The 21,348-nt window shown below is 68.6% G+C and carries 20 protein-coding genes; 8 read left to right on the plus strand and 12 right to left on the minus strand.

The annotated features are described in order from the left end of the window. Positions 1–4 precede the first annotated feature (4 nt). From ilvC to Q7J26_RS16710, 3 genes are all read right to left on the minus strand, one after another. On the minus strand, positions 5–1,018 hold the full coding sequence (gene ilvC, locus Q7J26_RS16700; RefSeq protein ID WP_008260071.1) for a ketol-acid reductoisomerase: 1,014 nt from the start codon (positions 1,016–1,018) through the stop codon (positions 5–7). Positions 1,019–1,024: 6 nt separating this feature from the next. Further along, entirely contained in the window at positions 1,025–2,776 is a 1,752-nt protein-coding gene (locus Q7J26_RS16705; protein WP_304937482.1) for a dihydroxy-acid dehydratase, read from the minus strand. A 90-nt stretch (positions 2,777–2,866) separates the two neighbouring features. Beyond that, a complete protein-coding gene (locus Q7J26_RS16710) occupies positions 2,867–3,019 on the minus strand; it encodes a hypothetical protein (protein WP_304937483.1) in 153 nt (50 codons plus the stop codon). Between the two features lie 251 nt (positions 3,020–3,270). Between Q7J26_RS16710 and gap the strand changes: the two genes are divergently transcribed. From gap to fba, 4 genes are all read left to right on the plus strand, one after another. Continuing rightward, on the plus strand, positions 3,271–4,278 hold the full coding sequence (gap, locus tag Q7J26_RS16715) for a type I glyceraldehyde-3-phosphate dehydrogenase (RefSeq protein ID WP_304937484.1): 1,008 nt from the start codon (positions 3,271–3,273) through the stop codon (positions 4,276–4,278). After that, positions 4,279–4,578 (plus strand): hypothetical protein, encoded by a 300-nt coding sequence (locus Q7J26_RS16720; RefSeq protein WP_304937485.1) that lies wholly within the window; start codon positions 4,279–4,281, stop codon positions 4,576–4,578. A gap of 5 nt (positions 4,579–4,583) precedes the next feature. Further along, a complete protein-coding gene (gene pgk / locus Q7J26_RS16725; protein ID WP_304937486.1) occupies positions 4,584–5,780 on the plus strand; it encodes a phosphoglycerate kinase in 1,197 nt (398 codons plus the stop codon). 111 nt (positions 5,781–5,891) lie between these two features. Further along, a complete protein-coding gene (gene fba, locus Q7J26_RS16730) occupies positions 5,892–6,977 on the plus strand; it encodes a class II fructose-bisphosphate aldolase (RefSeq protein WP_304937487.1) in 1,086 nt (361 codons plus the stop codon). Between the two features lie 4 nt (positions 6,978–6,981). Here fba and Q7J26_RS16735 read toward each other — a convergent pair whose 3' ends face one another. Next, complete coding sequence (locus Q7J26_RS16735; RefSeq protein ID WP_304937488.1) at positions 6,982–7,626, minus strand: DUF2799 domain-containing protein; 645 nt, start codon at positions 7,624–7,626, stop codon at positions 6,982–6,984. An 81-nt stretch (positions 7,627–7,707) separates the two neighbouring features. Between Q7J26_RS16735 and Q7J26_RS16740 the strand changes: the two genes are divergently transcribed. The 3 genes from Q7J26_RS16740 to rpoH all read left to right on the plus strand — a co-directional run bounded on the left by Q7J26_RS16740 (position 7,708) and on the right by rpoH (position 10,172). Further along, complete coding sequence (locus Q7J26_RS16740) at positions 7,708–8,727, plus strand: RluA family pseudouridine synthase (RefSeq protein WP_370651961.1); 1,020 nt, start codon at positions 7,708–7,710, stop codon at positions 8,725–8,727. A gap of 8 nt (positions 8,728–8,735) precedes the next feature. Further along, on the plus strand, positions 8,736–9,041 hold the full coding sequence (locus Q7J26_RS16745) for a GNAT family N-acetyltransferase (protein WP_304937489.1): 306 nt from the start codon (positions 8,736–8,738) through the stop codon (positions 9,039–9,041). A gap of 243 nt (positions 9,042–9,284) precedes the next feature. Next, the gene (gene rpoH, locus Q7J26_RS16750; protein ID WP_304937490.1) at positions 9,285–10,172 is read left to right on the plus strand and encodes an RNA polymerase sigma factor RpoH; all 888 of its coding nucleotides are present in this window, start codon (positions 9,285–9,287) and stop codon (positions 10,170–10,172) included. Between the two features lie 47 nt (positions 10,173–10,219). Here rpoH and Q7J26_RS16755 read toward each other — a convergent pair whose 3' ends face one another. The 8 genes from Q7J26_RS16755 to Q7J26_RS16790 form a co-directional block, all read right to left on the minus strand. Then, positions 10,220–11,023, minus strand: a complete 804-nt coding sequence (locus Q7J26_RS16755) for a response regulator (protein WP_304937491.1) — start codon at positions 11,021–11,023, stop codon at positions 10,220–10,222. Positions 11,024–11,098: 75 nt separating this feature from the next. Then, positions 11,099–12,394: an adenylosuccinate synthase gene (locus tag Q7J26_RS16760; RefSeq protein ID WP_304937492.1), complete on the minus strand. Its 1,296-nt coding sequence runs from the start codon at positions 12,392–12,394 to the stop codon at positions 11,099–11,101. A gap of 134 nt (positions 12,395–12,528) precedes the next feature. Continuing rightward, positions 12,529–13,686, minus strand: coding sequence for a phosphoserine transaminase (locus Q7J26_RS16765; protein ID WP_304937493.1), 1,158 nt, complete (start codon positions 13,684–13,686; stop codon positions 12,529–12,531). A 45-nt stretch (positions 13,687–13,731) separates the two neighbouring features. After that, a complete protein-coding gene (locus tag Q7J26_RS16770; protein ID WP_304937494.1) occupies positions 13,732–14,652 on the minus strand; it encodes a DnaJ C-terminal domain-containing protein in 921 nt (306 codons plus the stop codon). A gap of 88 nt (positions 14,653–14,740) precedes the next feature. Continuing rightward, positions 14,741–18,478, minus strand: a complete 3,738-nt coding sequence (locus Q7J26_RS16775) for a glycoside hydrolase/phage tail family protein (protein WP_304937495.1) — start codon at positions 18,476–18,478, stop codon at positions 14,741–14,743. A 168-nt stretch (positions 18,479–18,646) separates the two neighbouring features. Then, a complete protein-coding gene (locus tag Q7J26_RS16780; protein ID WP_304937496.1) occupies positions 18,647–19,078 on the minus strand; it encodes an NlpC/P60 family protein in 432 nt (143 codons plus the stop codon). 95 nt (positions 19,079–19,173) lie between these two features. Next, positions 19,174–19,818: a DUF2163 domain-containing protein gene (locus Q7J26_RS16785; protein ID WP_304937497.1), complete on the minus strand. Its 645-nt coding sequence runs from the start codon at positions 19,816–19,818 to the stop codon at positions 19,174–19,176. Between the two features lie 3 nt (positions 19,819–19,821). Continuing rightward, on the minus strand, positions 19,822–20,433 hold the full coding sequence (locus Q7J26_RS16790; protein ID WP_304937498.1) for a DUF2460 domain-containing protein: 612 nt from the start codon (positions 20,431–20,433) through the stop codon (positions 19,822–19,824). Between the two features lie 183 nt (positions 20,434–20,616). On the opposite strand from Q7J26_RS16790, the gene Q7J26_RS16795 reads away from it, so the two are divergent. Further along, a complete protein-coding gene (locus Q7J26_RS16795) occupies positions 20,617–21,318 on the plus strand; it encodes a DUF805 domain-containing protein (protein ID WP_304937499.1) in 702 nt (233 codons plus the stop codon). Positions 21,319–21,348 lie beyond the last annotated feature (30 nt).

Genomic DNA, 21,348 nt, shown 5'->3' on the forward strand with positions numbered 1-21,348 from the left:
GGGCTCAGGCCGCTTCGGACTTGGGCGTGTTCAGCCAGGCCATCCGCTCGCGCAGACGGGCGCCGACCTGTTCGATCTGGCTTTCGCGGTCCGCCTTCAGCCAGGCTTCGTACTGCGGCTTGCCGGCCTCGTTCTCGGCGATCCAGTTGCGCGCGAAGGTGCCGTCTTGGATCTCGTCCAGAATGGTCTTCATGCGGGCCTTGGTCTCTTCGTTGACGACGCGCGGGCCGCTGGCGACGGCGCCGTATTTGGCCGTCTCAGAGATGAAGTGGTGCATCTTCGAAATGCCGCCTTCGTAGAACAGGTCCACGATCAGCTTCAGTTCGTGCAGGCATTCGAAATAGGCGATCTCGGGCTGGTAGCCGGCCTCGACCAAGGTGTTGAAGCCCTGCATGACCAGTTCCTTGGCGCCGCCGCACAGGACGGCCTGTTCACCGAACAGATCGGTCTCGGTCTCTTCACGGAAGGTGGTTTCCAGCAGGCCGCCGGTCGCGCCGCCGTTGCCCTTGGCGTAGCCCATGGCCCGGTCGCGGGCCTTGCCGGTGACGTCCTTCTCGATGGCGAACAGCGAGGGCACGCCGCGACCGCGCTGGAACTCGCGACGGACCAGATCGCCCGGTCCCTTGGGCGCGACCAGGATCACGTCCATGTCGGGACGCGGGGTGATGCGCTCGTAGATGATCGAGAAGCCGTGGGCGAACAGCAGGGCAGAGCCCTCCTTGGCGTTCGGCTCGATGATGTCGCGATAGACGTCGCCCTGGACCATGTCCGGGGTCAGGATGGCGATGATGTCCGCGCCCTTGACGGCCTCGGCCGGCTCGGCGGTCGGGACGCCGTCGGCCGTGGCGTGTTTCCAGCCCGTGCCGCCGTGACGGACGCCGGCGACCACGTCATGGCCGCTGTCCTTCAGGTTCTGCGCATGGGCGCGCCCCTGCGAGCCATAGCCGATGATGGCGATGCGCTGACCGGCGATGGCGCCCGGCTTGATGTCTTCGTTGGTGTAGATGGTGATGGCCATGAGAATTCAGGCGTCCTGAGCAGCAGTGGATTTGTGAGACGCCTGGCCAAAATCGGGAATCTGGGCCGGCGGCGGGTTGGGAATGGTGACCGCGCCCTGGGCCGCCGAGGCGACCGAGGCGCGGTATTTGGCGAAGACACCTCGCGCCGGGCGGACTACGTGGGGCGTAAAGCCCGCCCGGCGCGTCGCCAGATCGACATTGACGTCGATCCGACGGTTGGTGACGTCGATGGTGATGCGGTCACCATCGCGAATGAGGGCGATCGGGCCGCCCACGGCGGCTTCCGGCGAGACGTGGCCGGCGACGAAGCCGTAGCTGGCGCCCGAGAACCGGCCGTCGGTCAGCAGGGCGACATTGTCGATCTTGCGGCCCTTCAGGGCGGCGGTGACCTGCAGCATCTCGCGCATGCCCGGGCCGCCCTTGGGCCCTTCGTAGCGGATGATGATGACGTCGCCTTCGCCGACCGAACCGTCCTGAACGGCGTGGAAGGCGTCTTCCTCGCTGTCGAAGACACAGGCCGGGCCTTCGAACTTATCGACCTTGTGGCCGGTCAGCTTGATGACGGCGCCCTCAGGGGCGACGTCGCCATAGATGACGGCGAAGCTGCCGCGGTCCATGACCGGCGCGTCGAAGCTGGTCACCACCACCTGGCCGGGGGTTTCCTCGGCGTCGCCGGCCTCGGCGAACAGGCTGCGGCCGCTGACGGTGGGGGTGTTCACGATCTTGCCGGCCTCGGCCATCCGTTGCGTGACCAGGCGGGTGCCGCCGGCGGCGAACAGGTGCGAGGCCAGGAAGCGGCCGCCCGGCTTCAGGTCGCAGATGACCGGCGCCTCGACGCAGGCCTGGTGGCAGTCCTCAACGCCGAACTCGACGCCGGCCTCGGCCGCGATGGCCGTCAGGTGCATGACGGCATTAGTCGATCCGCCCGAGGCCGAGACGGCGACGGCGGCGTTCTTCAGGCTGGCGCGGGTGATGTATTTGCGGGCCGTGTCGCCGGCGAAGACCCGCTCGACGATCAGCCGGCCGCAGCGTTCGCCCTCAGCCGCCTTGTTCGGATCGACCGCCGGCACGTCATTGGCGCCCATGGGCGAGATGCCCATGACCGACAGAGCCATGGCCATGGTGTTGGCCGTGAACTGACCGCCGCAGGCGCCGGCGCCGGGGCAGACGGCGGTCTCGACCGCCTTCAGGCCGGCGTCGTCCAGCGCGCCGGCCGAATGGGCGCCGATGGCCTCGAACACCTCCTGGACCGAGACCTCCTTCGTCCCGATCACGCCGGGCATGATCGTGCCGCCGTAATAGACCAGGCCCGGGATATCCATCCGCGCCAGGGCCATGGCCGCCGCCGGGATCGTCTTGTCGCAGCCGACGATGCAGACCACGCCGTCCAGCTGGTGGCCCTCGATGGCCAGCTCGATGGAGTCAGCGACGACCTCCCGGCTGATCAGCGAGGCCTTCATGCCCGCCGTGCCCATCGAGATGCCGTCGGTGACGACGATGGTGTTGAAATCGACCGGATAGCCGCCCGCCGCGACGATGCCCGCCCGCACGTCCTTGGCCAGCCGGTCCAGGTGCATGTTGCACGGCGTGACCGTCGACCAGGTGTTGACGATGCCGATCATCGGCTTGTCGAAGTCGGCGTCCTGCATCCCGGCCGCCCGCAGATACGACCGCGCCGCCGCCCGGTTCGGGCCATGCGTCACCGCCGCGCTGCGCGCATTGGGCTTGTTGGGCTCTGAGGTAGAATCTTGCGTCATCGGTCCGGTTCTTTTTGAACCGCCAAGCACGAAAAACCCCGCTTCCTTTCGGGAGCGGGGTGGTGCGAGGCGATCCTGAGTGTGTTTAGGTCAGGTCGCGTGCATCCACGCCGCTTGCGTAAGCAGGCCGAGGAGTACGAGGAGAATGAGGAATACGGGGCCTTCCAGGCCGACCGGCGCGCGAACGGCCGCCACCGCCTTCGCGGTGCGTCCCTTCATAATGTCGCGCGTCATCGTGGCCACGGGTGGCTCCCTGTTCTGACGCCAAGAAACCATATGGACCGGGGCCGCACAACCCCTGTCGCAAAAATTTTGCTCAATGAACCGAAAACCGCCCCGGCAGAGGTGTTTCTTGCCGGACACGCCGTCACCTCATCTAACCGTAACGCTTGCTCACGCCATGTTAGGGCTAAGGCGCGGCGTCGGGGTTGAAACCGGGGCGCGAGAGTTCCATTGAGACGCCAACAACATAATCGTTCAGAGGAGCCTCCCCCATGACCGTTCGCGTCGCCATCAATGGTTTCGGCCGCATCGGCCGCCTTGTCCTTCGCTCGATCGTCGAGCACGGCCGCACGGACATCGAGGTCGTGGCGATCAATGATCTGGGCCCGGTCGAGACCAACGCCCACCTGCTGCGCTATGATTCGGTCCACGGCCGCTTCCCCGGCACGGTGACCTCGGGCGAAGACTGGATCGACGTCGGCACGGGCAAGATCAAGGTCACGGCCGAGCGCGACCCCGCCAACCTGCCCCACGCCGAACTGAAGGTGGACATCGCCTTCGAGTGCACCGGCATCTTCACCTCCAAGGAGAAGGCCAGCGCCCACCTGAAGGCCGGCGCCAAGCGCGTCCTGGTCTCGGCCCCCGCCGAGGGCGCCGACAAGACCATCGTCTTCAAGGTCAATCATGAGACCCTGGGCGCCGACGACATCGTCGTGTCGAACGGTTCGTGCACCACCAACGCCCTGGCCCCGGTGGCCAAGGTGCTGAACGACCTGTTCGGCATCGAGCGCGGCTATATGACCACCATCCACTCCTACACCGGCGACCAGCCGACGTTGGATACGATGCACAAGGATCTGTACCGCGCCCGCGCCGCCGCCCTGTCGATGATCCCGACCTCGACCGGCGCCGCCAAGGCCCTGGGCCTGGTCCTGCCGGAACTGAAGGGCAAGCTGGACGGCTCGTCGATCCGCGTCCCGACCCCGAACGTCTCGGTCGTCGACCTGAAGGTCGTTTCCAGCCGCGACACCTCGGCGGACGAGATCAACGCCGCGCTTCAGGCCGCCGCCGACGGCCCGATGAAGGGCGTCCTGTTCACGACGACCGAGCCGCTGGTCTCGCACGACATGAACCACATCGCCGCGTCCTCCACCGCCGCCCTGCCCCAAACCCAGGTCGTCGACGGCAAGCTGGCCCGCGTGCTCAGCTGGTACGACAACGAATGGGGCTTCGCGACCCGCATGGCCGACACGGCCCTGGTGATGGCGAAGTTCCTCTGAATGCTTTTTGCAGGTCGCATCTTCGGTCTGCTTCTTCTTGTGGCGGCCGGCCTGGTGGTCGGCCGTCTCTACGACTTGAACGTCGCTCGCTGGCTTGCCACCTTCTGGCTTCCGATAAGCGCCGCCGCAGCGTTCGCATTGGCATTTTTTAACGCTCGTCCCGTGGACCATGCCGGTTCGCGATACGAGTCCCCGCAACTCGCCCTGTCAGGCGGAAGAATTTTAATTGGCGTGGTGGCCGCAGCATCGTCGGTCGCCGCGTCTCTCTTCCTGTTGGCCGTTGGCATCATGACCCGGTAGATTTCATGACCTTCCGCACCCTCGACGACGCTCACGACCTCGCAGGCAAGACGGCCCTGGTCCGCGTGGACTTCAACGTCCCGATGGAGGACGGCAAGGTCACGGACGACACCCGCCTGCGCGTCGCCCTGCCGACGATCCAGCGTCTGCGCGACGCCGGCGCCAAGGTCGCGCTGCTGGCTCACTTCGACCGTCCCAAGGGCCAGCGCGTCCCGTCGATGAGCCTGAAGCCGGTCGTGGATGATCTGGAAAACCTGCTCGGCGCCCCCGTCCGCTTCGCCGACGACTGCATCGGACCGGACGCCGTGGACGCCATCCGCGACCTGGACGCCGGCGGCGTGGTCCTGCTGGAGAACGTGCGCTTCCATGCGGCGGAAGAGGCCAATGACCCGGTCTTCGCCCAGAAGCTGGCCGATCTGGGCGACCTCTATGTCAATGACGCCTTCTCGGCCGCCCACCGCGCCCACGCCTCGACGGAAGGGATCGCCCACCACCTGCCCGCCTACGCCGGCGAATCCATGCGCCGCGAGCTCGATGCGCTCGACGCCGCCCTGGGCAATCCTCAGAAGCCGGTTCTGGGCATCGTCGGCGGGGCCAAGGTCTCGACCAAGCTGGACCTGCTGAAGAACCTGGTCGGCAAGCTGGACCGCCTCGCCATCGGCGGCGGCATGGCCAACACCTTCCTATTCGCCCAGGGAATCGACATCGGCGGCTCGCTGGCCGAACGCGACATGGCCGACACGGCGCGCGAGATCATGGCCGAGGCCGAGGCGCAGGGCTGCAAACTGCTGCTGCCCGTCGATTTCGTGGTCGCGACCGAGGTCAAGCCCGGCGCAGCATCCCGCCCTGTCATCGCCGGCGCCGCCCTGTCGGCCGACGACAAGATCCTAGACGCCGGCCCGGCCACGGTCGCGCGGCTGCTGGAGGCCCTGACCGCCTCGAAAACCCTGATCTGGAACGGCCCCCTGGGCGTGTTCGAGGTGCCGCCCTTCGACGCCGCCACCGTGACCGTGGCCCGCCATGCGGCGGCCCTGGCCAAGGCTGGGCTGCTGGTCGCCGTCGGCGGCGGCGGCGACACGGTCTCGGCCCTGAACCACGCAGGCGTCTCGGACGACATGACCTTCGTCTCCACCGCCGGCGGCGCCTTCCTGGAATGGATGGAGGGCAAACCCCTGCCGGGGGTCGAGGCCCTGCGCATCTGACGCCCGACCTGCGGACTCTGGAAAGCGGCGGCTGGCGGCGTGACTTCGTCGCGCCTCGCCGCTAATCTCCCGCCCAATCAAAAAAGACTATTCGGCTCAGGAGATTTCATCATGGCGCGCATCACGCTGCGACAGCTGCTCGACCACGCGGCCGAGAATGGCTACGGCCTGCCGGCCTACAACATCAACAATATGGAACAGGGTCTGGCGATCATGGAGGCGGCCCACGAGGTCAATGCCCCCGTGATCATTCAAGCGAGCCGCGGCGCCCGCAACTACGCCAACGACGTCGTCCTGGCCAAGCTGATCGACGCCCTGGCCGAACTCTATCCAGACATTCCGGTCTGCATGCACCAGGACCACGGCAATGGTCCGGCGACCTGCGCCACCGCCATCCAGTACGGCTTCACCTCGGTGATGATGGACGGCTCGCTGGAAGAGGACGCCAAGACCCCCGCCTCCTACGAATATAATGTCGAGGTCACGCGCCGCGTCACCGAAATGGCCCACGCCTGCGGCGTCTCGGTCGAGGGTGAACTGGGCGTGCTGGGCTCGCTGGAGACCGGCATGGGCGAGGCCGAAGACGGCCACGGCTTCGAGGGCAAGCTGGACCATTCGCAACTGCTGACCGACCCGGACCAGGCCGTCGACTTCGTCGCCGCCACCAAGGTCGACGCCCTGGCCATCGCCATGGGCACCAGCCACGGCGCCTACAAGTTCACCAAGAAGCCGGACGGCGAAGTCCTGGCCATGAATGTGATCGAGGAAATCCACCGACGCCTGCCCAACACCCACCTGGTGATGCACGGCAGCTCGTCGGTGCCGCAGGACCTGCAGGACATCATCAACCAGTACGGCGGCGAAATGCCCCAGACCTGGGGCGTCCCGGTCGAGGAAATCCAGCGCGGCATCCGCCACGGCGTGCGCAAGGTCAATATCGACACCGACAACCGCATGGCCATCACCGGCGCCGTCCGTAAGGCCCTGATGGAAAATCCCCGGGAGTTCGATCCGCGCGCCTATCTGAAGCCCGCCAAGGAGGCGATGAAGAAGCTGTGCATAGAGCGGTATCAGCAGTTCGGCTGCGAAGGCCAGGCCTCCCGGATCCGCCCCCTGTCCACCGCCAAGATGGCCCACCGCTACGCCTCGGGCGACCTGGACCCGTCCTTCCGCAACGCCGCCGTCAAGGCGGCCTGATCGCTCAGACCGGGTAGCGGCCGCTCAGTTCGCGCCGCACCCGGAACAGATCCGCTTCCGCGCGATCCAGCGCGTCGCGCGCCTCACGGGCGTCGCGGCGCGCATCCCGGATCTCGCCGCGAACCTCCTGGATCCGGTCGCGGATGCGTTCGCGCTCCTCGTCCGTCAGGTTTTCGCCACGCAGTTCGTTCTGCTTGGCCTCCAGCTTGTCCTGGCGATTGTCGATCCGGGCCTCGGCGCGGTTCAACGCACCCTCCGCCGCCTCGACGGCCGCCTCGACCTCGTGCAGCCTCAGTCCGTCCCGATAGGCGGGTACGAACGCCGCCTCCTCTTCAGGTCGGCAGACCCCGTAATAGGTGTTGCCGGCCCGACCCTCGATCCAGCCCCGCTCGAAGGTGCAATAGGTCCGCAGGCCGTCTTCGCGCGCCGAACCATAGGCTGACGGATTGGGCGCCACCTGATATTTGGCGCAGGCTTGGGCATGATCGTCCAACCGGCTCATCGGATAGCCCGCCGCCCCGTCGGCGTAACCCTTCTCCCCCCAGGCGCCGACCAGACATTCGTCCTTGCTCATGGTCGTGCAACTGGCCAGAAGCCCAGCCCCGACTCCCACCCCGACCAAGGCGCCGACGATCATCAAACGCTTCATTGCCTATCCCCAAGGCCCCAAGCTTCACTATCGAACGACCTCACGCCCTCGCGCAAGTCGTGCGCCGTGCTAGGAAGCCCTGTGTCCGACCCTGATCTGATCGACGACGAAGACCTGCCCCCTGCCGCGGCCCCCGCCGACCTGCTGGAGGCCCGCATCGACGCGCCCGGCCTGCGTCTGGACAAGGCCCTGGCCGACGCCTTCCCCACCCTGTCGCGCGCCCGTCTCCAGGCCCTGATCGCCGCCGGCGCCGTCAGCCGCGACGGCCTGTCCCTGACCGTCGGTTCGGCCAAGGCCCAGCCCGGCCTCTATGTCGTGGCCCTGCCGCCCGTCGCCCCGGCCACGCCCCAGCCCGAGGCCATCCCCCTGACGGTCCTCTATGAGGACGCCGACCTGATCGTGATCGACAAGCCCGCCGGAATGGCCGCCCACCCGGCGCCCGGCACGCCGAACGGCACTCTGGTCAACGCCCTTCTCGCCCACTGCGGCGACAGCCTGTCGGGCATCGGCGGCGTCGCCCGTCCCGGCATCGTCCACCGGCTGGACAAGGACACCTCGGGCGTCATGGTCGCGGCCAAGACCGACCGCGCCCACGCCGGCCTCTCGGCCCTGTTCGCCACCCACGACATCGAACGCACCTATATCGCCCTGACGCGCGGCGCCCCGTCGCCGTCCAAGGGCCGGATCGAGACCCGCATCGGCCGCTCCACCGCCGACCGCAAGAAGATGGCGGTCCTGAAGGCCGGGGGGCGCGAAGCGATCACCGACTATGTCGTCCAGGCGACCTTCGGCCAACCGCCCAAGACGAGCGGAGCGCCCCTGGCCGCCCGGGTCGCCTGCACCCTGCACACCGGCCGCACCCATCAGATCCGGGTCCATCTGTCGTCAAAGGGGTCGCCCATCCTGGGCGACGCCACCTATGGCTCAGGCAGCCCCGCCGCCTCGGTCCGCGCCGCCGTCGCCGAGGTCGGCCTGACCCGCCAGGCCCTGCACGCCGCCGTCCTGGGCTTCGTCCATCCGGTCACGGGCGAGTTGTTGCGCTTCGAAACCGCCCCCCCTGCTGATATGGTTCGCCTCGAAACCCTGCTCTCCGACCTTTGAGGTTCGCCATGCTCGACCCGGACATCCACGACAATCCGGAGCTCCACCGCTACGAACTGGCGGTCGATGGCGAGGTGGCGATTGTGACCTACAACCTCTCACCCCCGAACCTGATGATCACCGAGACCCTGGTCCCGCAACGTCTTGAAGGCCAGGGCATCGCCAGCCGCTTGGCCAAACACGTCCTCGCCGACGCCAAGGCCCGCGACCTGCTGATCCTGCCCGTCTGTCCCTTCTTCTCCGCCTATCTGAAGAAGCATCCCGAACAGGCGGACGTCGTCCACCCGACCTACCGAGGTCTGCTGGGAATTTGAGGTCGGCCTGCCTCGGGGCCGGCGCACCCGATTAGTAAGTCTTGAATCAAAACTGACTCCGATTTATAGGGGACGCTGATCGGCGCAAGTGGCGCCTGGGCCACGGTCACGCTTTCGTGTGACCCCCCGCCTCTAAAAACGGCGGCAACCCATCGCTACTTCATCGGTTGAGGGGTGAGACGTCGGCGCACATGGGTGGTCGATGTCGAAGCGCCCGCTCGTTTTGACGGTCGGAGGGACCATATGGCTGCCAATAGTACGCTCGCGGTGATGTCGCCTGAACAAGGGCTGTCGCGTTATCTGACCGAAATCCGCAAGTTCCCGATGCTGACCAAGGACGAGGAGTTCATGCTCGCCAAGCGTTGGTCGGAACACCAGGATCCCGAAGCCGCCCACCGTCTCGTGACCTCCCACCTTCGTCTCGTGGCCAAGATCGCCATGGGGTATCGCGGCTACGGCCTGCCGATCGGCGAAGTGATTTCCGAGGGCAATGTCGGCCTGATGCAGGCCGTCAAGAAATTCGATCCCGACAAGGGCTTCCGCCTGGCCACCTACGCCATGTGGTGGATCCGCGCCTCGATCCAGGAATATATCCTGCGCAGCTGGTCGCTCGTGAAAATGGGCACCACCGCCGCGCAGAAGAAGCTGTTCTTCAACCTGCGCAAGGCCAAGAGCCAGATCTCGGCCTTCGAGGAAGGCGACCTGCACCCCGAACACCTCGCCGCCATCGCCACCAAACTGGGCGTCAGCGAGGAAGAGGTCACCAACATGAACCGCCGCCTCGGCGGCGACGCCTCGCTGAACGCGCCGCTGCGCGCCGACGGCGAGAGCGAATGGCTGGACTGGCTGGCCGACGACACGGCCGTGTCCCAGGAAACCCAGCTGGCCGACGACGAGGAAAAGGGCATCCGCATGAGCCTCCTGCAAGAGGCCATGGAAGAGCTGACGGACCGCGAGAAACACATTCTGACGGAACGCCGCCTCAAGGACGATCCCGTCACTCTGGAAGAACTGGCCGGCCAGTACGGCGTCTCGCGCGAGCGCGTGCGTCAGATCGAGGTCCGCGCTTTCGAGAAGCTGCAGAAAGCCATGCGCGCCGCCGCCGAGGAACGGAATCTGGTCGACGCCTGACCCGGCTGTCGCGCCTCCCGCTCAAGGGGCGGGGGGCGCGATGTCGTTCAGGACGCGCGCGCTATCTGCGCCGGCGCCGGCTGGACCAAGGCCATGATCGCGCCGATGGGCTGGGCCAGACCGCTCTTGGTGACGGCGCCGGCTCCCATAAAGGCTTCCAACCCACCGGCCGCGATGGCCAGCTTGGCGTCGCCGGTCTTGACCGCGACGGTTTTCAGCGTCTGGGCCTGTTGGCGAATGGCGCGCATGGCTTGCGCCGGATCCTGGTCGAATTGGCTCATCGCCGACACGAGGATGCGCAGCGCCTGATCCTTGACGTCGATAGGTCCGCTTGTGGATCCGTCAGCCCGGCGCTTTCGCGCGCCTGAATATTCGCCCGAGTTGAACCGACGCCGATCCGGCCCGACATAGCCGACCGCCTCGACCCAGGGTCGCGGTTTCAGCGCGACATTCTCGACCCGTTTGAACAGGTCGCCGGTCGTATAGGGTTTGCGCAGAAACTCATGCACTCCGGCGTCGCGCGCGCCCTTGATGGCGGCGGCGGTCGCCTCACCCGTCACCATGATGATCGGCGCCATGCGGCAGCCCATCGACGACCGGCGCACGCGCCGCGCCAGGGTTTCGCCGTTCAGGGTCTCGCCCGAACGTTCGGTGAAGATGACGCCCGGCTCGACGTCGCGCACCAGCTCCAGCGCCCGTTCCTCGTCGCCCTCGGTATAGACCTCGCGCGCGCCCAGCCCCTTCATGATGTCGGACAGCAATCGCGCCGACGCCGCGTTCGGTTCGACGATCACGACCCGCCGCACAGCGGGTTCGAGACGGCTTAGGGTTCTGGCGTCGGCGGTGAACAAGGGCGTCTGCTCCGGCTTCACCCAAAGCCATACACCAGGCTGGTTAAGGCCCGTTGAATCGACAGCCCCTTCGCGTCAGCCCTGGAAGGGATCCCGCATCAGAATCGTGTCGTCACGTTCCGGGCTGGTCGATAGCAGGGCCACCGGCGCGCCGATCAGTTCCTCGATCCGGCGCACATATTTGATGGCGTTGGCGTTGATGTCCTTGAAACTGCGCACCCCCGCGGTGCTTTCGCTCCAGCCTTCCAGTTCCTCGAACACAGGCTCCGCCGCCGCCTGGGCCTTCAGGCTGGACGGCAGATAGTCCAGAACTTCACCATCGACCTTGTAGCCGACGCAGATCTTCAGCGTCTTCAACCCGTCCAGCACGTCCAGCTTGGTCAGGGCGATGCCGTCGATGCCGTTGATCGCCACCGACTGGCGCACCAGCACGGCGTCGAACCAGCCGCAGCGCCGCGCCCGCCCGGTATTCACCCCGACCTCACGGCCGACGGTCGCCAGATGCTGTCCGACCTCGTCGTCCAGCTCGCAGGCGAACGGGCCCTCGCCGACGCGGGTCGTATAAGCCTTCACGATGCCCAGCACATAGCCGACGCCGCGCGGCCCGATGCCCGACCCCGCCGCCGCCTGTCCGGCCACGGTGTTCGAACTGGTCACATAAGGATAGGTGCCGTGGTCCACGTCCAGGAAGGCGCCCTGCGCCCCCTCGAACAGCACCCGCTTGCCGTCCTTCTGCGCCTGGTCCAGCACCCGCCAGGCCGGCTTCACATAGGGCAGGATCTTCGGCGCGATCTCCAGCAGCGACGCCAGCAGCGCCTCGGGGTCGATCGGCTCCAGGCCCAGGCCCGCGCGCAGCGGATCATGGTGCGAGCGCAGACGCTCGATCTTGACCTTCAGGTCGTCTTCATTGGCCAGGTCGCACACCCGAATGGCGCGCCGACCGACCTTGTCCTCATAGGCCGGACCGATGCCCCGCCCGGTCGTGCCGATCTTGGCCCCCGGCGCACTGGCCGCCGCCTCGCGCGCCACGTCCAGCGCGGGGTGGATCGGCAGGATCAGACAGGCGTTGTCGGCAATGGTCAGGATATCGGGGCTGATCGCCACGCCCTGGGCCTCGATCTTCTCGATCTCGCCGACCAGGTGCCAGGGATCCACGACCACGCCGTTGCCGATGATCGACGGCTTGCCCTGCACCACGCCGCTGGGCAGCAGGGCCAGCTTATAGACCTTGCCGTCCACGACCAGCGTATGGCCCGCATTGTGTCCGCCCTGGAACCGCACGACCATGTCGGCGCGGTTGGACAGCCAGTCCACGATCTTGCCCTTGCCCTCGTCGCCCCACTGGGCGCCGACCACCGCTACGTTCGCCAAAGTCCGTACTCCGCCTTAGCGTTCTCCTCGGAGAACGCGTCAAAACCAGCAGGCGCCGCAGCAACGCGACGATCTGAATGCGGGCGCAGCCTATAGCGGGGGAATCGTCCGGTGTCGTCCCGAACCGTCGTATTTTACGACAGTTCCTCCACGGCCGTCTCGAACGCCCACTCCAGCCACGGCGTCGCATCGACCACGTCGGCGACCTCGACCGTGCAACCGCACCACAGCCTCAGTCCCGGCGGCGCATTCCGGTGGGGCTCCATGTCGAACACGGCCGCCTCGCTTTCCAGCAAGGCTTTGAACCGCACGACGAAGGCCTTCTGCGCCTTGGCGTCCAGGGCCGCGATGCGCGGGTCGGTGAACTTCAGACAGACCGAGGTGGTCGAGCGGATCTCGGGCCGTTCGGGCAGGAAATCGATCCAGTCGGTCCGCGCCACCCATTCGGCCAGGGCGGCGTAGTTGGCGTCCGTCCGCCGGATCAGTTCGCTCAGTCCCCCGATCCCTTGCGCCCACTTCAGGGCGTCGATCCAGTCCTCGATGGTCAGGATCGAGAAGGTGTTGATCGCCACCCCCTGCCCCAGGGCCCGGTCGAACCCCTTGCCGTCCGTCAGCCGCAGCAGCTTGGGAATGGCCCGATCCGGCTGATATGTATCCAGACGCGCCACCGCGCGCGGCGACAGGGCCATCACGCCTATGCCCGCCTCCCCGCCCAGCGCCTTCTGGAAGCTGAAGGTCACGACATCCAGCTTGTCCCAAGGCAAAGGCATGGCGAAGGCGGCCGAGGTGGCGTCGCAGATGGCCAGCCCCTCGCGGTCGTCGGCGATCCAGTCGGCGTCCGGCACGCGCACGCCCGAGGTCGTGCCGTTCCACGGAAACACCACGTCCTTGGACCAGTCTGCCCGGCTCAGGTCCGGCAGTTCGCCCCAGGGCGCCGTCAGCGCCTCGGGCTCCAGCCCCAGATGATCCTTCACGTCCGCCAGCCAGGTCAGGCCGAAATTCTCGAACGCCACAACCTGCACCGGTCGCGCCCCCAGCATCCCCCACAGGGCCGCTTCCACCGCCCCGGTGTCGGACCCGGGCGTATAGACCAGCACATGGCTCTCTGGCGCCTCCAGCACCGCCCGCGTCAGCCGCAGGCCATGGGCGAACCGCTCCACCACTTCCGGCGCGCGAATGCCCCGCCCCAACAGGTCCTGCGGCAGGCCCGCCAGACTATAGCCGGGCCGTTTGGCCGTCGGCCCGGCCGAAAACCACGGCCGCGCCGGCTTCACATCAGGCTTTGCGATCATCGCTCTCCCCTTGCGCCGCAGCACTTCGCGCGGCTTGGACGCGGCTCAACGCCCCGGCGTATACGGCCGCTTGGCGCGCCAGTCTTCGGCGAATTTGACCAGGGCCGCGTCCGGCTCGTCCGGCAGGGTCACGACCAGCCGCGCCAGCAGATCGCCGCGCCGCCCCTGGGCGAAGGCGCCCCGCCCCTTCAACCGCAGCAGCTTGCCCGAGTTGGAGCCGGCCGGAATCGTCATCTGCACCGCGCCCTCGGGCGTCGGCACCCGCACCTTGGCGCCCAGCACCGCATCGGGAACCGACACCGGCAGGTCCATGGTCAGGTCCGCCCCGTCGCGCTTGTAGATCGGATGCGGCTCAATCTTCAGCTCGATCAGGGCGTCGCCGTTCTCGGCCCCGCGTCCCGGCGAGCCCTGGCCGCGCAGGCGAATGGTCTGGCCGTCCGCCGCCCCCTTAGGAATGGTCACGTCCAGGGTCCGGCCGTCCGAGAACTGGATCCGCTTCGTCGCCCCGGCGATGGCGTCTTCCAGACTGATGTCCAGCGTCGCCTTCACGTCCTGGCCGCGCGCGGTGAAGTCCCGCGCCCCGCGCTGACGTCCGCCCCCGCCGAACATGCCGAACAGGTCGTCCAGATCGACGCCCTCGAAATTGGCCCGCCCGCCCGGTCCGCCGCCGAACCCGCCGCCCGCGCCGCCGAACGGGCTCCCGCCCGGCCGCGCGCCGCCGCTGAAGCCGCGATATTGCTCGTTGCCGTCGTTATCCAACTGGCCGGCGTCGTACTTGGCGCGTTTCTCGGCGTCGCCCAGAATGTCGAAGGCCGCCGTCACCCGTTTGAACTTGTCCTCGGTGATCTTGTCGCCGGGATTCTTGTCGGGGTGCAGCTCCTTGGCCAGCTTGCGGAACGCCTTCTTGATCTCGTCCGCGCTCGCGCCCTTCGAAACGCCCAGTTCCTTATAGGGATCGCCTGCCACGTGCGTTGCCGCTCCAACTAAAAAACCAAGAGGCCGTCAGTTAAGCCATGCCCCCGCCGCCGCAAAGGGCCGGACCCGGCATATTTGCTCAGACCAGTCCGATTTCCGCCTCCACGCCCCAGCCGAACCCCTCGCCCCACTGCGCCACGCCGATCCGCGCCGTCGGCGTCACCCCGCTCGGAAAGTCCGCCGCCCGCTCGGCGGCTGAATACAGAACACTCGTCCCCTCGACCTCCATCGTCCGTCGCACCGCCCCGGCGTCCCTAACCCGCAGCCGGAACCGTATCAGATCGACCGCCCCAGCCTCCCCGTCCCAGCCGTCGCCATAAAGGCGCACGCGCGGCGTCCACCGCACCGTCCACCCTTCCGCCCCGGCTTCGACGACCAGCCCCGCCGGCGACCACGGCCGGGCGTACAGACCCTGCAAGGTGAAGCCGACTTCGCGGAACCCCGCCCCGCCCGGCGCGGCCCCCGCCGGTCCGACGCGGCAGATCAGCGGCAGGCCCCGTTCGTTGCGCCCGATCTCCGCCCGCGCCAGCCGTTCGTCCAGGAACACCACCACCGATCCCGCCGCCGCCCCGGCCTGCATCTCGACCTCGGTGCCCTGCTGTCCGCGCAGCAAGCCTGTCAGCCGCCAGGTCTCCGCCCCGACCAGGGTCGCCGACCGATATTGCACCACCTCCCAACCCGCCGCCGTCTCGACCGCCAGGGCGTTGGCCCCGCCCAGCACCGCCTGCGCCGAGATGCTCTGCGGCGCTGTTCCCTCGACTCGCACCGTCAGCGCCTGCACCTCGTCCCAACGATGCCGAACCCCCGGCTCCAGCGCCTCGACCAATACCCCGACCGTCGCCGCCGTCTCCAAGTCGCCCCGTGCCGTCAGGGTCTCGGCCGAGGCCCCGGCGTGCAACCGCATCGCCCGCCACGGCTCCGCCGCCGCCACCACGACCGGCCGCCCGTCGTCCTCGCCGCCCATCAAGGGCGGCAGGTCCATCACCCGCACAAAGGGCGCCCCGACCACGGCCGGCGCCTCGCCCCCGCGCCCGCGCCCGCCGGCCTGATCCTCATAGGCCCGCCGAACCCCGACCGGTTCCAGCACCGCCGACGGCGTCTCATCCGCCGTCGTTTGCGTCACCCGCCAATCCCCGTCGCGGCCGTCAAACCTCACCACATCCCCCGGCTCCAGCCGCAGAGCCTCCAGCGGCCCCAGCGACAGGGTCGTCGTCTCCGCCCCCGCCCCGTCCAGCGCCCGCTCCGCCGCCGCCCTCGCCAGACCGCCGCCGCACGCCAGCGGCAGATCCATATCGACCCCGCCGCCCGTCGCCGCCGCTCCGGCGTCGTCCGCCCGCACGACCACCGCCCCGGTCTGATAATCGGCCGTCTCGTCGATAAACCGCACCCGCGCCTCGCCGGGTCGCGGCTCCAGCGCGCGCGTCGCCGTCTCCGCCGCCCCCTGATCCGGCAGGGCCAAGGCCTCGCGCCCCAGATCGGCGCAAGCCGCCGTCCGCCCCAGCACCGCCACCCGCCCGTCCCGTTCAGCCGCCACCGCATCGAACGCCGCCAGCAGCGGCTCCAGCGCATCGCGCGTCCGCATCGGCCGGTCGATCACATAGCCGGCCGCCGCCGCCTCGACGCCCTCCACCGCCCTCTCGTCCGCCGCCAGACCGCCCCGCGCCAGCACCGCCGCGATCAGGTCGCGCCCGTCGCCCGCCAGCCGTCCGTTCAGCCAGTGCCCGGCCCGCCACGCCCCTGCATCCGCCCACACATCCCCCCGCGCCGGAAAGGCCGGATAGGGCCGCGCGTCCCAGCACCAGGCGTCCGCCCCCTCCAGCATCGGCCCGCCATAGACGGCTGATGTCGGATTGTTCTCAGCCGCCGCATAATGCCCCAGCACCGCCTCCAGCGCCGCTCGCTGCACCGCGTCATCGCGCGCGCCGGTCGATCCCGGCGGCAGGCTACTCTCGCTGCTCTTGGGGTCCTGAAACAGGTTGGGCGCATTCCCGCCCCGGTCCACCGCCGCACAGCCGAACTCCGACAGCCGCACCGGCTTCATCCCCGGAACCCAGGCCGTCGGCGTCGCCGCCCGCACGCCACCCGGACGATCATGATGAAGGTTCGACCACCACCCCTTCAGGTCCTTGGGCCGGAACAGCCAGTACTCGCCATGCGCCGTATCGACGATGGGCGTCCGCAACTGCGCCGCCCGATCCGCCTCATCCGCATAGTACCAGTCGAACCCCTCGCCGCCCACAACACCCGCCGCTACATAGGCCGGGTCCGCCGCCCCAGCGAACGCCACGGAATCCACGCCGCCGTCGCCCTCACGCCAGTCGGTCAGCGGCGGATACCAGTCGATCGACACATGATCGATGTCCGGATCGGCCCACAGCGGGTCCAGATGGAACACCACCTCCCCGCCCGTCTGCCGCCCGAAATATTCGCTCCAGTCGGCCGCATAGGACAGTTTCACCCCCGTCCCGACCACTGCTCGGCACTCCGCCGCCAGCGCCCGGAACTGCGCCACCGCCGGAAAACCCCCGGCCGCATCCCGCGTCCAGGTCACGCCCCGCATCTCCGACCCGATCAACAGACCGTCCGCCCCCTCCTCGGCCGCGATCCGGGCATAGTGCAGCGCCATCCGGCGCAGCCCCCAATCCTCGGTCCCGCCGAACAGCGCTGCGATCTCCGCTGTCGCCCCCGCCCCGTCCACGCCCGCCACCCGTCCGCGCCACGGATAGCCGGGACAGTCCATGAAGACGAACGGATACAGCGTCACCTCCAGCCCCCGCGCCTTCAGCTCGCGGATCGCCTGCCGCACGCTCTCGTCCGACGGCGTCCCGCCATAGGCCGGGGCAGATCCTCCCCCACTGGGGGAGGTGTCGGCAGAGCCGACGGAGGGGGCCCGACTGACCTCGTAAGCCTCATGCCTTTCCACGCCCGCCACGGCCCAATCCATCGGCTCGGTCGGCTTGTCGCGCCGCTCCACCCCCGGCCGCACCTGACACTGTCCCGCCCGCAGATCATCCCCGAACCAGCCGATCACCAGACTGACCCTTTTCAGGTTCGGCAGCTGCGCCTGCACCTGCTCCAGCGACACCACCAGATCCGCCCGCCCCTCGCCGTTGTGGACATTCTCCGCCGCCGTCCGCGTCAAACCCTCGCGCCGCACCACCGCCTCGGTCGCCAGGGCGAACTCCCCCGCCCCAGGGATCAGACACACCCCTTCCAGCAGATCCTCCAACCGCGGCTGTTCCCCACGCGGCCGTCGGAAAACCTCGAAACTCAACTGCGGAACCCGGTCCCCGAACGGCCCCAACGGCAGATCCTCGAACACCACATAGGCCGTGCCGCGATAGGCGGGCGCCGCCCCCTCCACCGCCTCGATCAATGGATCCGGCGTCTGCGCCTCGCCCCCGCGATACACCCGCATCGCCACGCCGTTCAGGTCCATCAGCCGCCCGTCGGCCCAGACCCGGCCGATCCCGTCGATCTCCCCCTCGCACAAAGCCACGGCGAAGCTCAGCGAATAGACATAGTCGACCGTCTTCGGCCCGCCCTTGCCGGCCCGCCCCTTGGCCTTGCCCTCCAGGAACCGCGCCGCCCAGATCACCTGCCCCGTCACCCGCGCCCGCCCGAACACACAGGCCATCGGCGCCCCTTCCGCCGTCCCCTGCACCTTCAGCGTCTCCAGCCTCGGCCCGACCTGCCGCGCCGGCGACAGCGACCCGACCACCCGATTGTCGATCGCCCGCCCGATCGTCGCCCCGATCACCCGTCCGACCGGCCCTCCGATCGACTGCCCCACCGCGCTAAGTACGACTTGCGCCATCTACGCCTCCTCAAATCGTCTCCCTCCCCCGCGGGGGAGGGGGGCCGCGCAGCGGCCGGGTGGGGGCGGCCCAGCAAGGCCGCACGGACCGAGCGTGTATCGCCTTGCCCGCCCCACCCGGTCTCGCCTACGGCTCGCCCTGCCCTCCCCGGTCGGGGAGGGAGATATTCAATCCGGAAACCGGAACACCGCCGCCAAACGCCTACGCCACCACGTCCCCATCCAGCTTTCCACCACCGCCCGTCCCCAATAGGCGTGGATCATCCTCGGCTCCGGCCCGCCGCAGTCGCTCAGGATGGCGCAGTGTTTCACCGCCGCCCCCGGCGACATCCGGAACAACAGCACGTCCCCCGCCCGCATCGCCTGGACCGAAACCGGCCTCAGCCACCGCCCCGCCGCCTCCAGCAGGGTCTCGCGCCCGCCGGTCTCGGCCCAGTCCGGCGAATAGGCCGGCAGACCTTCCGGCTCCGCCCCGACCACCTCGCGCCACACCCCGCGCACCAACCCCAGACAGTCCGCCCCCACGCCCTTCATGCTGGCCTGATGCCGATACGGCGTCCCCAGCCAGGACCGCGCAACAACAACCGCCGCCGCGCACACTTCTCCCTCCCCCTGCGGGGGAGGGGGGTCGAGCCGCAGGCGAGACCGGGTGGGAAGGGCCAGGCGACCCGCGCCCGCTCCCCCTGCCGCCCCCCTCACCGCCGGCTCCCGCCGTCGTTCCGCGCGCCTCCCGCCGGATAGGCCGTCAGGAAGTCATCCCCCGGCACATCCGCAAACCCCCGGAAATTCACCCCATTCCCGAACGTGCCGACACAGGTCTCCCACTGCTTGTCACAACGCCGTCCCGCCGCCGCGACCCCGCAGCGTTCGTCCCCCAGCCGCGCGTCGCACATCCGCCCATAGGTCCGCCCGACCACCCGCTCCAGCTTGGCCAGCGGCCCTTCCAGATCGGCCAGGAACCGCCCCTCCTCGCGCCGCATCCGCGCCAGGGTCCCGGCCCACAGCCGAACCTTCAGCCCCGGCTCCGACCAGTCCACCCGCCACAGCTCGACCTTCGCCCCGTCGAACAGGCCCGCCGCCACATCCGCCTCGGTGATCGCCGCATCATCCAGCGCGCCCGCCGCCGAGGCCGCCCCCGCCGCCAGACCCACGGCGCTCTCCGCCGCCCCCGCCGTCCAGCCGCTCCCGGCCCGACAGACCACCCCGTCCACCATCAGGTCCCGGTCGTGATCGGTGAACCCCGTCACCACCCCGTCGGCCCGCTCCAGCCGCCAGACATGACACAGCGTCGCCGCCCCGCGCTCGATGCGGGCGGCCATTTCGTCCGGTACCTGTCTCATGGTTCAGACCCGCACCTCGACCAACGGAACCGCAGCCATCCGCCCGGCGTCGAAACTCTCCAGCGTCGTCTCGATCCGGTCGCTGTCGAACCGCACCGGCGTGTCGAACTGAAAGCCCGCCGTCACCCCCGCGCCCGCCGCCGGCGCGCCGGCCAGCCTCACCATCCCCGTCGCCGCATCGACGACGAAGCCCGAGACCTCCACCCCCTCCACCGCCACCCGCACCGATCCCTCGACCGGCTTGGCGATCGGCCGCGCCACGTCGCCGTACAGTTTCACCAGGGCGAACTCGGTCCGCACCCCGTCGCCGACGCCCAGCGCCTGATCTCCGGCCGAAACCGTCCCGCCCGGCGCGCACGATTTAAAGTCGGCGAAATCCTTGAACCGGAACCCGTACAGCCGCCCCCGCCGCGCCTCGAAGAAGGCGATCAGCGCGGCCATATCGTCCAACGATCTCAGGTTCGCCCCGATCAGATACCGCCGCCGCCCCAGGGCCCACGGCGTGGACCGTCGCTCGAACCCCGACGCCAGGGTGGTGATCTCCGTCCGCCGCTCGACCCCGCCGGTCGAACCGAACGCCAGCCGCGCAGGCAGGCGCACCTCGTGAAAGGCCATCCGCATCTTCCTCCTGTTCAGAAACGGGCGGCCTATTCGCCCACAGTCTTGTTCGCCCCGGCCGCGCATTACGGCGGAAATCGGGGAACCAGTCGCCAGCTTGGCCTTTACCGATTGCTCGAGCGGCGAAGCTCGGCGATGTTGACCCCGCGCCAAGCTTCGGCGCCAAACATGGAGATCCAGGTGCGCGGCGAAATTCTCAGCTACGACGGCACGACCCAATCCGGCCTGATCAGCGGCGACGACGGCGCCCGCTACAGCTTCACGGCCGCCGCGCTCCAGTCGCCGGCCGTCCCCGCCGCCGGCCTCCGCGTCGATTTCGTGCCCGAGGCCGACACGGCGACCCAGATCCTGATCCTGGCCGGCGCCCCCTCGACCGTCGGCGTCGCCGGCGGCCTGGCCGCCCCGACCGCGACCGGCGCCGGCTTCGACTTCACCAGCGCCATGTTTTCCTTCAACGGTCGGCTCCGCCGGTCGCATTTCTGGATCGGCTTCCTGATCATCTTCGGCGCCAGCCTCGTGCTGGGCTGGATTCCCGTGCTCGGCGGCCTCGTGTCCTTGTTCCTGATCTGGCCAAACCTGGCCATCTCCGTGAAACGCCTGCATGACATGGGCAAGAGCGGCTGGCTGATCGCCATCCCCTTCGGCGTCAACATCGTCCTGACCTTCATCGCCTTTGGCATCATGATCAGCAATGTCATCGCTACCGGCGGAACGGCCGACTACTACGAAGACAATCCCGAGGCCGCCCTGGCCGTTATGGGCCCGGCCATTGGCCTGATCGGTCTCGCCGGTCTGGTCAGCCTGGGCTTCCTGCTCTGGATCGGCTTGGTCGACAGCCAGAAGGGCGAGAACCGCTTCGGCCCGAACCCCAAGGGCGAATAAGCCTCATCGCCTGAATGACTTACGCGCCGC

Origin of the sequence: Brevundimonas sp. (assembly GCF_030656255.1) — a bacterium.
In the GTDB taxonomy this organism is placed as follows: domain Bacteria; phylum Pseudomonadota; class Alphaproteobacteria; order Caulobacterales; family Caulobacteraceae; genus Brevundimonas.